This window comes from Pseudoalteromonas sp. T1lg122, from assembly GCF_002964825.1.
Lineage (GTDB): Bacteria > Pseudomonadota > Gammaproteobacteria > Enterobacterales > Alteromonadaceae > Pseudoalteromonas > Pseudoalteromonas gelatinilytica.
Genome location: NZ_PQCG01000034.1, coordinates 129,153 through 142,944, shown reverse-complemented (window position 1 = coordinate 142,944; position 13,792 = coordinate 129,153). Strand labels below are relative to the sequence as shown.

Here is a 13,792-nt window from a genome sequence, read left to right as displayed (position 1 = left end):
CTTCAGACAATAAAAAACCGAGTTTCACAACTCGGTTTTTTATTGCCATAAAGTTATTGGCGATTAATTTTTACCTTGAAGGGGGTTTCATCTTGATTCGTTGAGCGATAAGGGTTGATATCTAAACCGCCACGGCGTGTATAACGCGCATACACTTCAAGCTCTTCGAGGTTTAATTGCTGCATTAAATCGCAGTAAATACGCTCTACACATTGTTCATGAAATTCGTTATGAGTTCGAAACGAAATTAAGTATTTTAATAAGGCTTCATGGCAAATTGCTTGGCCTTTATAACGAATAATCACACTCGCCCAATCAGGCTGTGAAGTGATCAAGCAATTCGATTTTAGCAAATGACTGTGTAAGGTTTCTGAGACAACCTCATCACCATTATGGCGAAGTGAGCTGGCATCAATATCATAGCTGGTGATTTCGATATCCAGATCATCAATACATACGCCCGGTAACGCTGTAAATGGCAAACAATTGAAATCATCTGCTTGGTATAAAGTAACGATCACGGGTGCATTTACCGCAGCGGATAAGTCTTTGCTCAGTGCTTGGTGAACGTCATCTCGCGTTTCAAAGCGTGTCTGATTAAAGCTATTTAGGTACAGTTTGAATGACTTTGACTCAATGATGTGACTGCTTTGGCAAGGAAATACAAATGTTGCCACAGCGACCATTGGCTTACCCTTGCTATTTAGCCACGATAATTCATAGCCAGTCCAGATATCTTGGCCTTTAAACGGTAAGTTATCTTCGCTAACACCTAATGCATCACGGTTTAATTTGCGGGCAATAGGAAACAATAAACTGGGTGTGTAGGTATCTACATACTCTGTGCTTTTACCAAGAACACTGTTTTTCAGTTCGGGTGAGTTGCTGTAATCTGTCATCTTTACACTTTTGTAGTTACAATGGCGGCATTATACCTAAAGCCAATGAGTTTCGCAGTATGTCTGTTTCTACAAAACTAGATAAGTTACATCAAGCATTTAGTGAAAAATGCCTCGAACGCACAGGAAAGCTTCCTGTTATTGAACATGATTCAGCATGGCCAAGTCCCTGTGAGCAGGGCGAAGTTGATGATCAGGGGCTTATTCAGTGGCGTGCAGTTCCGCAACAACCTGCTGGCAGTTTAGAAGACTTAGCCAAGGCACTCGAACTATCGTTTCCTGAAGATTTAAGCCCATTGTTTGGTCATGTCTATGCGGGTAATTTGTTATTGAGTGTTGATGATCATCACATTGAGCTGCTACAAGCATGGAATGAAGATGATTTTAGCCGCTTACAGCAAAATATTACCGGTCACGTATTAATGAAGCGTAAGTTAAAGCAGCCAGAAACCGTGTTTATTGGCCTCACAGAACAAGATGATCTGCTGATCACGGTATTAGTCGAAAGCGGTGAGGTTTGTTTAGAGTACGTGGGTAAAAAACCACATCATGTGCTAGCAACTAGCATCAGTGAGTTTTTGGACAAAGTAGCGGTATAAGCTTAAAAAGTAAAAAGGGGCGGTTGCCCCTTTCATGTATCTGGTTATTGCCTTTATTAAGCTATTGAAAGTCCCACGAGATATTCGAAACAATGCCACAAGGCTCGCAACGAAAATCAAATAAGCCAAACCATGGCTCAGGTAATTTCCATTCGCCATCGCAACTTGGGCAACGACGTTTAAGCTCCGACTCTTTATCAACGCCGCCAACACGATATAAATAATAATAAACAGGCTTCTTGGTTAGAAAACTAATACGCTTAGTGATATCGCGACCACGGCGATATAAGTCACTCTTGATACTAGTTAGCTCTTCAAGCGCAGGAAATTCACAACGGGTTGCACCATTGATCTGAATTTGATCGCACGCTTGCCAGTCTTCTTGCCATTTTATCAGTGTTTTGTAATCGCCATTGGCAATTGCCGGAATGCGAAATAACGGCACAGGCAAAAAGTCATCACCACAATAAAGTGGGCTGCAGGTATGCACATACGTGGTATATAAAATATAGCACGATGGATCATGGCACATGTCTGCACCATTTGAGTGAATGTCTTGGCCGATCACTTTTACTTTTGGTGCCAGTAAGCCCGCGGTGTGTAATTGCTCAATACTGTGCTTTACAAACGGGCTATGGTTGAGCGGATGCATCGCATCTTCGGTTGGGCACATCACACGGGTAATGAAAAATCCATCTTTTAAAACCGTTGGAAATTCATCACCAATGATTTGGCCGTTAAAACGAAGTGCATTAACAAGGCGGTTTATCGCCTGCTCAGCAAGCTCTAGGGTGGTATCTTGGTAGCAATCAAAAGTCAGATCGACAACAAACATTATTTTTTCTCAAGCAGTGCTAATAACCTATCTAATTTAGCCTCAATACGATCCAATTGACTTTCATTGGCTGTACTTACTTGTTCATTTGACGGGTTATTAATGAAATTTTTAATTGAATCCGGGTTGTTTTTATATTGGCTAACCGCTGCGATGATCACAGGCATCGGCATAGGTTGAGTTAGCTTACTTTTGGTTAGGGCAACTGTTGGGGTTTTACCTTCATCAAGAAGGGTTTTAATTGCATCAAATACAACGGCATTCATTTTCGTATAAACTCTTTAATAAAAGACTAAAAAGCACCGCAGTATATGGGCTGCAGTGCGCGCGTATGGTAGCAATAATAGATGTGGAGTGAAATTACTTTCCTTATTTACACACTAAAAGTTTGCTTTGAGAGCGTGTAAATAAGAAAGCGAAACATTACTGACGTAACCTTGCATCTAATTCATCAATCACTTCGCTCCAAGCTCCATCTTCAGCAAGTGATTCTGCTAAAAAGTGTTGCTGAGCTTCATCCCAAAAAGGTGCTTCCTGCAAGAGGGTCGTATCAGACAGTTGATGCGATGCTATAAAAGCATCTATTTCACTTTCTTTGCTTGGCAAACCGAGTTGTGCAAATAGGGTCGAAATGTCATGTTTTGTCGTATCCATAGTTCTGCTCCTTGTGTATGGCGATAATTATTACTGCTTGAACTTAATGATGATGAACAGCAGTTTAACTTACGCTGAATTTGTCTTTAATCGCAGTAGGGTATATACCTTATAGTCTAGTACTAAAATAATAAAACAAATAAAAGGATGAGTATTTTGACAGTTGCTGAACCCGAAACCTTAAGTGTGCAATACCTAAGTGCTGAAGACATCAGCACTGCCGCAAGCCTTATCTATCAAGCCTATCATGATGATCCTGTTCTTCAGAACGTGTTAGGTTTTCAACAAGATAATCCAAGTAAATATGAAACTAAACTACGTGCCTTAGTGCGTGAAGAACTGGCAAGTTTTTGGCAAGAAAAACAGCCATTAATAGGCCTTTACTCACAAAGTAGATTAAAAGCTATTGCGTGTGTATTTGATTCGGCAAGTGAGCTACAAGCTGAGCGATACTGGCATTGGCGATTAAAGCTGATGCTCAGTGCAGGTTACTTGCAAACCAATCAGCTTATAGAAAAGGAGCGCACTATTCGTGAAGCACTGTCGACCAAAGGTCATTACTTATTTTTAGCCTTTATTGCCGTTGATCCACATTTTCAAGGGCAAGGTTTAGGCCGATATCTGCTGCGAGGCCTTGATGATTTAGTTGAATCAAGCAATCAAGCAAGTGGATTAGCAGTTTTTGTTACTCGCTCTGAACAACGCGAATTCTTTAGCTCTGAAGGATTTGAGGTGTTCAAAGCCTTGAGCTTTAACCAAGTCGAAGGTGACTTGATGTTCAAAGCTGCACAGTGACGAAAGGACGTTTTGGAAATAGCAATGTGAGATAAATCTCACATTGCTGTGAGTTTTATCAGTTTAATGCCGTTAAATTTGTACCTAAAACTGTTTATTTCAATGATTTTAAAGGATTTATTGTTTTTGTCATTTTTGTGACTTAGAAAAAATTACTTTTTATGCCTACCAAGATTTCTCCGTTTCTCTAAACTTAATCATGTCAAGAAGACGCAGGTTCAATGAATGAACTGATGCCAAGGATTAGGATTATGGCAACAAAGCAAGATGCTTAGCAGGAAGCAAAGGGACAAGAGCTAGGGAAGCAAGGAAGAACGAGGACACTGCCAGGATGCAGTACAATCGCGGAGCGATTGAAAAGGACTGACCAAAGGATGATTTTAGCAGGAAGCTAAAGGAGCGTTTGGAAAACGAAGTGGATAGCCATTGACGGCAAGAGGACGGCACTAGGATGTGTTAAATGCTACAAGAGGTAGCATGGTGGGTGTATCGGATGTATACCCGTTCAGGGGAAAGATAAAAAGGCAGCTTCGGCATAAGTAAGGATACTTAATCATGGAAGTAGCAAGATTGGGGCGTGGCTAGTAGCTACGCCTTAGTTCTTTCTGGAGGTTGCACTTCTCAAACAGGCAATTATTTTTGTAAAACTCGCAACTCGCAACTCGCAACTCGCAACTCGCAACTCGCAACTCGCAACTCGCAACTCGCAACTCGCAACTCGCAACTTAAATCTTATGCGGCGGTATTACTACGCTTTTAAGTAATTCATTTTCCATGATCAAAACGCCTTGATACACGCTTTGCCCATCACTTGAAAACTCAAAAATAAACTCGCTTTTAATTCCTGGCTTACCACTTTTTAAAATGCCAACCCTGCGTTTATTGCAAGCGACACTCACCAATTGCACATTTAATTGCTCAATTTGTCTTTGTGCATGAAGGTTAGCTGCTTCGGCTACTTTTCTGTTTAACCAAAAAAAGTAGATGATGCTGCCAATGATGATAAGTGTCCACAAGCCTGCCATTTACGAGAATAACCTTCCAATTGCTCGAGCGAGTGTTTCGCTACGATTTTCTTTTCTTAATAAACCTAGTAGGTGAGGGCGAATACTAGGAATTGCAACTAAATCGGTGAAAATACTCACAAACAGTTGTTCAATTTCAGTGTGGTGTGCACAACAATCCATAAACACATGTAAGCGTTCTGGGTCTTCAAGCGTGCTAAAACAACGCCCTGCAATTGTTAATAGGACATCTGACTGGGTGTTCATCTCAGAGCGTAATACAGCATCTACCAGTTGTGCAGTTAAACCTTGCGCCGTTGTTTTTGATAAACTTCTAAGAGCTGCAACAAGAGCAATGCCGTCTTTTTGCTCTATCGCCTTTAAACCATAGGCTAACAATTGCTCTGCAAACACCGGTTCGATTGCAACATGTTCAAGCATCGCACTCAGCGGCTGTAATACTTCGACAGGTAAGTGTCCCCAAGCGGCTTGTAGGTTTGCTAAATTGTTGTCGTTATCTAAGCGCATCGCAAAATCAGCAATACCCTGTACTGCAACACTTTGCCAATTATCAAACCCCAGTTTGCCTGAGAAATACAGCTGAGCATATTCGTAGTACTGTGAAGCGCTTTGTTTAAGTAAACATTTAACCTGTGCATTAAATGCCGCTAGCTTGTTGGCGTTTGGCGTAAATACATAGGGGTTGTTATCAAGTTTGCCCTCGGCATTTTCACCGGTAATTTCTGTACCAAGTGCTTCAATTACCATATTTGCAAAGTGATCGCGGCTTGCGCTTACTAGGCGGCTTTGCTCATCTAATGGAAATTTTAAAAACCATACATAAGGTTCTTTAGACGCTTTTACATCCCAAAATTGAATAGCAAGCCAAGCATGACCAGCAAGCGGGTAAGGGTAAGGGATTTTTGTTTCTTCAATGGCAAGAAATTGTTTTTTGTCTAATTTCGTGATGTGTCTGCCAATATCGAAGGCACGCCAAGTGGTACCGGCTGCATCCAGAAGTTGCCCTAAAGTGGCGATCTGCTCAGTCATAAAATCTCAATTACCGTAATTAATCTATATCAGCCGCGAATTATACGCCATACCATGGCGCCTTGGAACAGGGTATACTAAGCACAAAGGTATTAAGAGTTTTACAATGCATCAACAGACTTTGGCGCTGCTGCGCGAATTAGAATCCACATTACAACGCCATTCACTGTGGCAAACAACACCAATTGACCCAAGTGCACTTAACTCAAGTGTACCGTTTTGTCATGACACCATGGCTTTTGAGCAATGGCTGCAATTTGTTTTTCTTGAAAAAATGCATGCCTTAATTACACACGCTCAGCCTTTACCTCGTAATTTTGCAATTGCGCCTATGGCTGAAATGATGTTGGCACAACACAGCGGTGGTAATGATGTGATTAGTGTTTTACAAAAACTCGATCAACTTTTGAGTGATAACTAAGATGCAAGAGATTGTTAAGCCACAATTTGACGAGTTAACGATTCTGTACCGCGATGAAAATTACGTTGCGATTGATAAACCATCTGGTTTATTGGTTCACCGTTCGTTTTTAGACAAACACGAAACCCAATTTGCAATGCAAATGCTGCGTGACCAAATAGGCCAACACGTGTTTCCTGTACATCGTTTAGATAGACCAACCTCAGGCGTATTACTGTTTGCGTTAAGCTCAGAAGCAGCCCGGGACATGAACCAGTTGTTTATTGATGGGCAAATTGAAAAACGTTACTTAGCTTTAGTAAGAGGCTTTTTAAATGAATCAATCTTCTTAGATAAACCTTTAAAAGAAGAGCTTGATAAAATTGCCGATAAGTTTGCTGATCAAGATAAAGCACCGCAAGAAGCACAAACGCAATTTCATTGCCTGCACCAAGCAAGCTTACCTATTCCAATTGGTAAGTACCCAACAGTTCGTTACTCGCTGGTGGAGTGTTTTCCTAAAACTGGCCGCAAACATCAAATTCGTCGTCATTTAAAACATTTATCATTACCAATTATTGGTGACGTAAATCATGGTGATAATCAGCATAATCAATTTTTTAGAGAGCATTTCCAGCTTCGTCGTTTAATGTTATTTGCCTCTGAATTAAAGTTTGTGCACCCTTATAGCAAACAACCAATAACAATTAGAGCGCCATTAGGCGATGCAATGTTAACGATTTGCCAGCAACTTGGCTGGCCAACAGAAGAAAAGGATTATTATGGCAACTATTAGTATTTTTGTCGGCAGTGTCTATGGCGGTGCTGAGCGTTTAAGCGAGCAAGTTATTGAAGTTATTGAAAAGTCAGAGCATCAAGCGCAATTAGTTGAAAATGGCACGGTTGATGACATGCTGGCTGCATCACATATTTTAGTGATCACATCAACGACGGGTCAGGGTGATATTCCTGATAACTTAATCGCTTTATATAGCCAATTAAACGATCAATTCCCACTGTTAACAGGCAAGCAATACGGCATTATAGCTATGGGCGACCGCAGCTATGGCGATACGTTTTGTGGTGCAGGTCGCAGTTTTGATGAGCTGTTTCGCGATTTACAGGCAAAACCTGTCGGTCATCGTTTAGAAATTGATGCCTGTGAAGATTTTGAGCCTTGGCCTGTTACTGAGCCATGGTTAAACGAATGGCTGACGAAAATTAGTTAATGTCTATTAATTAGCTAGTGTCTCTTAAAAGTGCTGATTGAATAAGCAATTGGCACTTTCCCCTTGGTTTTTCGAGTACAGAATCTGATATACTAAACCATCATTTTATGAGGCTGTTATGATTTCAAAAAACCAACTGAAACTAATTCGTGCATTAGGTCAAAAGAAATACCGTAAGCAATATAACCAGTACCTTGTTCAAGGCGAAAAAAATGTACTTGAATTACTAAACAGTGGGTTAAGTATTGCTCATATATTTGCGACTCCTGCATTTATTTCTGCGCATCAAACAGCGCTTGCAGCCCATCAAGTCATTGAAGCAGACGAAGACAGCCTAACTAAAGCCAGTACGCTTGTTAGTAACAACGCAGCCATTGCTGTTGTTGATATGCCAAGCCAGCAAGCATTACCAACATCAGGACTTATTTTAGCCCTTGACGGTGTGTCGGATCCGGGTAATTTGGGCACGATTATTCGTGTTGCTGACTGGTATGGTATTAAGCATATTGTTACCAGCACAGACAGTGCCGATGCTTATAACCCGAAAACCATCAGCGCAACCATGGGCTCATTTGCTCGTGTGAGTGTCACACAAACCGACTTAACCAGTTACTTACCTAGTTTAAACCTTCCTGTGTATGGCGCATTTTTAGAAGGTGAGAACATTCACAAAACTGCTCTTAAGCAAGATGCCGTATTACTCATGGGCAGTGAATCCCATGGTATTCGTGCTGATTGCGAAAGCTTAGTTACTGATAAAATCACTATTCCGGCTTATGGCCAAGCAGAATCGCTTAATGTAGCAATGGCAACGGGTATTATTTTAGATAATTTTAAGCGTCACGCTTAACCTTTTACCCTAAAATGGGTTAAATTGAAGAATAACAATAAAAATCGGTAAAACAATTAGATGCGCTTAAGCACCATAAAATTAGCGGGTTTCAAATCGTTTGTTGAACCCACTAAGATCCCATTTCCTGATCAGATGACATGTGTTGTCGGCCCGAACGGCTGTGGCAAATCAAATGTCATTGATGCAGTGCGTTGGGTGCTAGGTGAAAGCTCAGCTAAAAACTTACGTGGCGATGCCATGACCGATGTTATTTTTAACGGCTCAACTAATCGAAAACCTATTTCACAAGCCTCTGTTGAGTTGGTGTTTGATAACACCAGTGGCCATTTACCGAATACCTTTGCTGATCGGAACCAAGTGGCGATCAAGCGCTTAGTGACTCGAGATGGTCAGTCAATTTATTTTCTAAATGGCAGTAAATGCCGTAAGCGTGATATTACCGATATCTTTTTAGGCACAGGTCTTGGCCCGCGCAGTTATGCGATTATTGAGCAGGGCATGATCTCGCGTTTAATAGAGAGCAAACCGGCTGACTTGCGTGTGTTTTTAGAAGAAGCCGCGGGAGTTTCAAAATACAAAGAGCGTCGTCGAGAAACGCAAACCCGCATTAAAAGTACCCGCGAAAACCTTGAACGATTGCTTGATGTAAGGCAAGAGTTGCAAACACAGCTCGATAAGCTTGCAGTGCAATCAGTCGATGCAAAAAAATACCGAGAGCTAAAAGCCACAGAACGTACCTTAAAAGGGCAAATTGCGGTTTTAAAGTGGCAGAAGTTACACCAACAACAAATTGATAAAGCTGAGCAAATCAATAAACTTAAAGAGCAAATTCAGTTCTTTAGAGAAGCGCATTCTGGCCACGATGATGTTTTAGCAAGCCTTGAAAATCAGGTGCAACTTGAGCAGCAGAAACTGCAAGATGCCCAGCAAGCTCAGCATCAAACTCATACAGAGTTAACCCGCAAAGAACAGCAACAGATCAGTTTAAAGCAGCAACAGCAAACACTTAGCCAAAGCCTTATCAAACAGCAACAATTGCAGTTACAAAATAAAGAACTGCAAGAAGAGCAACATGCTTCAGCCGCTATTTTACAAGAGCTGCTACAAGACGCGATTGAGCAAAGTTTGCTGTGCGCTGAGCAAGTTGCAGAGGTTGAAGAGCAAGTCGCTCTGCAGCAGCAACAAACGCAAAGTGCCAATGAGCAATATCAAAGCACCTTACAGAAAAATCAAGCTCATAGTAGTGATATTAATGTTGCAAAGAGTCAACAGGCTCACTTTGCCCAGACTCTTGCACAACTTGAGTCTCAGCAGACACAACTTGCCGCTGAAATTACTGAGCTCGAAGCGACCCCAGTTGCAGCGCAAATTGCTGAGCAGCAACAGCATATTCAAACATTGACAAAAGAGCTTGCGCAGCAACAAAGTGCGCTAAATAAGCTCACTCAGAGTCTAGAACAAGCGGATAAAGAGCAGCTGCACTTAGAGCAAGACTTTAAACGGGTTCAACAACACAGTAATGAAAACAAAGCCAGCATAGCTGCGCTTAATTCTTTGCTATCAGAGCAAACCGACAACGGGAGTGTCTCTTTATTAGCACAGTTAAAAGTGGCTGCTGGCTTTGAGCCGTTAGTTGAGCAAGCTTTGCTTGGCCTTGAGCATCTAAAGGTCAGTCAGCATAAAGAGCCAAACAGTGTTTGGTCTGTAACTAATAATGCTAAGTTACCAAAAGAGTCATTAGCAAATTACATCGAATCGGGTGCTTACCCTGATTTATTAGCACGCTTTGCTTTTCAACCTAGTTTTGATGACGCTATTTTAGCGGATCCATATTGGCTGGCAGTGATTGATGAAGAAGGCTGTATACATGGTCGTAACTTTCATACCGATGCTAATAAAGACACCGACAATTCTTTGCTTTTAAAGCATGCTCAGCTAAGCGATGCACAGCAGTTAGATGAAGAGCTCAACGAGCAATTAGAAACCAAGCAGCATTTGCTAAATGAGCATCTAGCTCACAAGAAAACGCTCATCGCTGACAAAGAGCAATACAGAGAACGAATTCACCAAGCTGCTCAGCAGATTGCATCGGCCAGTACTCGACGCGATATGCTATTAGAGCAGCAAACGCAGTGGCAAAATCAGCGTGTTAAGCTACAACAGCGTCAGACGTTACTGGCTGAACAAAAGCAAAGTGCTGACGAACAGCAACAAACGCAGCAGAGTTTACTTGAGCAATTATTAGAGCAGCAATTAGAACTTGAAACTGAGTTAGAGCAGGCGAAACATCAACAAACTGAGGCAAATAACAACTATCGCCAAGTGGCTTCTCAGCTTGAGCAATATAAAACGCAAGCACATCAAGCTAATTTGGCTGAACAAAAAGCTCGCAGTGAGTGTCAACTTAGCGAAACTAAACTACAGCATGCTAATGCAGCCCAAAGTGCTGCCAGTGAAGCTGTATTAGAGCTCAACGAGCAACTAGAAGAGCTAGTGATCCCGCTTGAAGAAGTAGCAGAGCAGATTATGCTATTGCTTGAAAAGCATCAACAAAGTGACGTTGAGCTGAAAAACTTGCAAGCGGCCTTGAGTCAAGCTAAAAAGGAGCTTGCTGATAAGCAAACAGCGCTGAAATCGTCGCAATCTGAGTTGGTTACGCTACAAGAGCAGTTGCAAGCATTGGCACTGGATGAGCAAAGCTTAATCGTTAAAGCACAAGCCGCGTTAGAGCCACTTGAAGAACTGGAGCAAAATTTAAAAACAGTACTTGAAGAACTGCCTGACAATGCCAATTTAAATAGCATGCAAACTTGGCTGACAAAAACCACGCAAGCTTTAAATGAACTTGGCGCGGTGAACTTAGCGGCAATAGATGAGTTTGAGCAGGCTAAACAGCGCAGCGATTATTTAAATCAGCAGCTTGATGACTTAACACAAGCATTAAATACCCTTGAAGGGGCGATTCAAAAAATTGACCGAGAAACAAAAAACCGTTTTAAGGCAACCTTTGAACAAGTAAATACTGACTTTGGGGAGTTATTCCCAAAAGTGTTTGGTGGCGGTAGTGCTTACCTTGAATTGACCAGTGATGACCTACTTGAAAGTGGGGTGAGCATCATGGCTAGACCACCGGGCAAGAAAAATTCGACAATTCACCTGCTTAGTGGTGGAGAAAAAGCGCTGACCGCATTATCATTGGTGTTTTCAATATTCAGGCTCAATCCAGCTCCATTCTGTATGCTAGATGAAGTGGATGCGCCATTGGATGATGCGAACGTGGGTCGTTTTTGCCGTTTGGTAGAAGAGATGTCACAATCAGTACAATTTATTTATATCAGTCATAACAAGATTGCTATGGAAATGGCAGGCAGATTGACCGGTGTAACTATGGCGGAACCAGGTGTATCACGTATGGTCGCTGTAGACATAGAACAAGCTGTGCAAATGGCACATGCATAAAATTTAGGCATATCAAATAATAAAGGTGAGGGGATGGCCGAAGAATTAAGATGGGCTTTAATCGTAATCAGTGTATTTGTCATTGGTGGTTTATTAATTCACGGCTTATGGTCGGTGCGTAAAAAGGACAGCCAGATACGCCTTCAGTTGAGCGGGTTGAACCAAATGAAACGACCAGCGAGGTTCAAGAGCCTGCGACTGCAAAATCGCAAGAGCGTGATGAGCCAGAGTTTGGTGATTTAAGCTTCTCAGCAGAAAGTCACGACGAACCAGCTGTGTCAGAACAGGTTGTTGAAGAGCCTGAAGCAGAAACTCAGCAACAAGAAGTTGAAGAAGAACCAGCTGCAGATGCACAAGTTCCAACCGATTTTATTATTGTGCATTTACAAATGCCAGAGGGCTTAACAATGGATGGCAGCCAATTATTGCCAGCCGTTAATATGTTAGGCTTTAAGTATTCTGAAGAAGGTTTCTTTAACCGTCACTTAGACCCAGCAGGCACAGGCCCGGTGTTATTCCGTTTAGTGAATATGTACAACCCAGGCACGTTTGATATTGATAATATGGAACAGTTCAGCACGGCCGGTGTTAGTTTATTTATGACCTTACCATGTGATGGCGATGGTCTAAGTGCATTCAATATGTTGCACAGTGCAGCTAAAAAGCTAGCCGATGAATTTGGTGCAACTATTTTAGATAGCAACCGTGAAGAAATGACGGTTGAAAGCGTTCGTGAGTATGTTGAGAAAGTACGCAGCTTTTCAGCTTAGTCGCACAAACAGAGTATAAGTATTAGGCCACTTGGCGTTAAGTCGTCGAAGTGGCTTTTTTATGTAGATTTTTGAGGTTTTCATGTCCAGCCCTATCATTGAGCAAATTAGCCAACTTCGTGCCCAGTTAGAAGAGCATAACCATAATTATTATGTGCTGGATGCACCTAGCATTCCTGATGCTGAATATGACCGTTTAATGCGCGAATTAAGCGCCCTTGAGCAAGCTAATCCTGAGTTTCAAAGCCCTGACTCTCCGACTCAAAAAGTCGGTGGCGCAGCACTTGATAAGTTTGAGCAAGTCACTCACCAAGTGCCAATGCTGTCACTTGATAATGCCTTTTCAGAAGAAGAGTTTGCCGCATTTAACCGCCGTATCAAAGAGCGTTTAATGGACAACAATGAGCTGACTTTTTGTTGTGAGCCAAAGCTTGATGGTTTAGCGGTATCGATTATTTATCGTGATGGTGTTTTGGTTCAAGCGGCTACCCGTGGCGATGGTATGGTGGGTGAAAACATCACTCAAAACGTGAAAACAATTCGTAATGTGCCGCTTAAGTTACGTGGCGATGACTTCCCAGCAGAGCTTGAAGTGCGCGGTGAAGTATTTATGGACAGCGCTGGTTTTGCCAAACTAAACAGTGAAGCCGAAAAACGTGGCGACAAAGTCTTTGTTAACCCACGTAATGCTGCGGCCGGTAGCTTACGTCAGCTTGACTCTAAAGTAACAGCAAAACGTCCACTGATGTTTTATGCTTACAGCACTGGGCTTGTTGCAGATGGGCAGTTACCAGAAGATCATTATCAACAGCTTGCTAAACTTACCGATTGGGGTTTACCACTTTGCCCAGAAACAAAACTGGTTGAAGGCCAGCAAGCTGCACTTGATTACTACCAAGATATCTTGACGCGTCGTAGTAGCCTTGCCTACGAAATTGACGGTGTGGTTATTAAAGTTAACGACAAAAAACGCCAAGAGCGTTTAGGTTTTGTGGCACGCGCACCACGCTGGGCAATTGCTTTTAAATTCCCTGCGCAAGAAGAAATCACCCAATTACTTGATGTTGAGTTTCAGGTAGGCCGCACTGGCGCTATTACCCCTGTAGCACGATTAGAGCCGGTATTTGTGGGTGGCGTGACGGTATCTAACGCAACGCTTCACAATGGCGATGAAATTGCCCGTTTAGGCGTTAAAATTGGCGATACCGTGATTATCCGCCGAGCGGGTGATGTGAATGTAATGTT

At 42.1% G+C, this 13,792-nt stretch carries 13 protein-coding genes and 2 pseudogenes; 9 read left to right on the top strand and 6 right to left on the bottom strand.

Features of this window, described 5'->3' with window-relative positions; genetic code table 11:
* Positions 1-53: 53 nt before the first annotated feature.
* A complete protein-coding gene (queF, locus tag C2M33_RS18775) occupies positions 54-899 on the bottom strand; it encodes an NADPH-dependent 7-cyano-7-deazaguanine reductase QueF (RefSeq protein WP_063706971.1) in 846 nt (281 codons plus the stop codon).
* Positions 900-958: 59 nt separating this feature from the next.
* Between queF and syd the strand changes: the two genes are divergently transcribed.
* Complete coding sequence (gene syd, locus C2M33_RS18770; protein ID WP_063706973.1) at positions 959-1,498, top strand: SecY-interacting protein; 540 nt, start codon at positions 959-961, stop codon at positions 1,496-1,498.
* Between the two features lie 61 nt (positions 1,499-1,559).
* Here the strand turns inward: syd and C2M33_RS18765 are convergent, their stop codons facing one another.
* The 3 genes from C2M33_RS18765 to C2M33_RS18755 form a co-directional block, all read right to left on the bottom strand.
* Positions 1,560-2,333: a Zn-ribbon-containing protein gene (locus tag C2M33_RS18765; protein WP_063706975.1), complete on the bottom strand. Its 774-nt coding sequence runs from the start codon at positions 2,331-2,333 to the stop codon at positions 1,560-1,562.
* Entirely contained in the window at positions 2,333-2,599 is a 267-nt protein-coding gene (locus tag C2M33_RS18760) for a hypothetical protein (protein ID WP_063706978.1), read from the bottom strand. The genes C2M33_RS18765 and C2M33_RS18760 overlap by 1 nt, the downstream gene beginning before the upstream one ends.
* Positions 2,600-2,756: 157 nt before the next feature.
* Positions 2,757-2,987, bottom strand: coding sequence for a DUF2789 domain-containing protein (locus C2M33_RS18755; RefSeq protein ID WP_036969581.1), 231 nt, complete (start codon positions 2,985-2,987; stop codon positions 2,757-2,759).
* 147 nt (positions 2,988-3,134) lie between these two features.
* Between C2M33_RS18755 and C2M33_RS18750 the strand changes: the two genes are divergently transcribed.
* Complete coding sequence (locus tag C2M33_RS18750; RefSeq protein ID WP_063706980.1) at positions 3,135-3,782, top strand: GNAT family N-acetyltransferase; 648 nt, start codon at positions 3,135-3,137, stop codon at positions 3,780-3,782.
* 725 nt (positions 3,783-4,507) lie between these two features.
* Here C2M33_RS18750 and C2M33_RS18745 read toward each other — a convergent pair.
* Both C2M33_RS18745 and C2M33_RS18740 read right to left on the bottom strand, forming a co-directional pair.
* Complete coding sequence (locus C2M33_RS18745) at positions 4,508-4,807, bottom strand: DUF3301 domain-containing protein (protein ID WP_105175167.1); 300 nt, start codon at positions 4,805-4,807, stop codon at positions 4,508-4,510.
* Positions 4,808-5,836 (bottom strand): DUF3549 family protein, encoded by a 1,029-nt coding sequence (locus tag C2M33_RS18740; RefSeq protein ID WP_105175166.1) that lies wholly within the window; start codon positions 5,834-5,836, stop codon positions 4,808-4,810.
* A gap of 106 nt (positions 5,837-5,942) precedes the next feature.
* On the opposite strand from C2M33_RS18740, the gene C2M33_RS18735 reads away from it, so the two are divergent.
* The 7 genes and pseudogenes from C2M33_RS18735 to ligA all read left to right on the top strand — a co-directional run.
* Positions 5,943-6,257: a YqcC family protein gene (locus tag C2M33_RS18735; protein WP_105175165.1), complete on the top strand. Its 315-nt coding sequence runs from the start codon at positions 5,943-5,945 to the stop codon at positions 6,255-6,257.
* Position 6,258: 1 nt separating this feature from the next.
* A complete protein-coding gene (truC, locus tag C2M33_RS18730; protein ID WP_063706988.1) occupies positions 6,259-7,032 on the top strand; it encodes a tRNA pseudouridine(65) synthase TruC in 774 nt (257 codons plus the stop codon).
* The gene (locus tag C2M33_RS18725; RefSeq protein WP_105175164.1) at positions 7,019-7,465 is read left to right on the top strand and encodes a flavodoxin; all 447 of its coding nucleotides are present in this window, start codon (positions 7,019-7,021) and stop codon (positions 7,463-7,465) included. The genes truC and C2M33_RS18725 overlap by 14 nt, the downstream gene beginning before the upstream one ends.
* A 118-nt stretch (positions 7,466-7,583) precedes the next feature.
* A complete protein-coding gene (locus C2M33_RS18720; RefSeq protein WP_063706992.1) occupies positions 7,584-8,315 on the top strand; it encodes an RNA methyltransferase in 732 nt (243 codons plus the stop codon).
* Positions 8,316-8,375: 60 nt separating this feature from the next.
* On the top strand, positions 8,376-11,777 hold the full coding sequence (locus tag C2M33_RS18715; protein ID WP_105175163.1) for a chromosome segregation SMC family protein: 3,402 nt from the start codon (positions 8,376-8,378) through the stop codon (positions 11,775-11,777).
* A 33-nt stretch (positions 11,778-11,810) separates the two neighbouring features.
* A pseudogene (gene zipA, locus C2M33_RS18710) lies at positions 11,811-12,547 on the top strand (cell division protein ZipA).
* Between the two features lie 82 nt (positions 12,548-12,629).
* Positions 12,630-13,781 (top strand): annotated as a pseudogene (gene ligA, locus C2M33_RS18705) (NAD-dependent DNA ligase LigA); the annotation flags it as partial.
* Between the last annotated feature and the right edge of the window lie 11 nt (positions 13,782-13,792).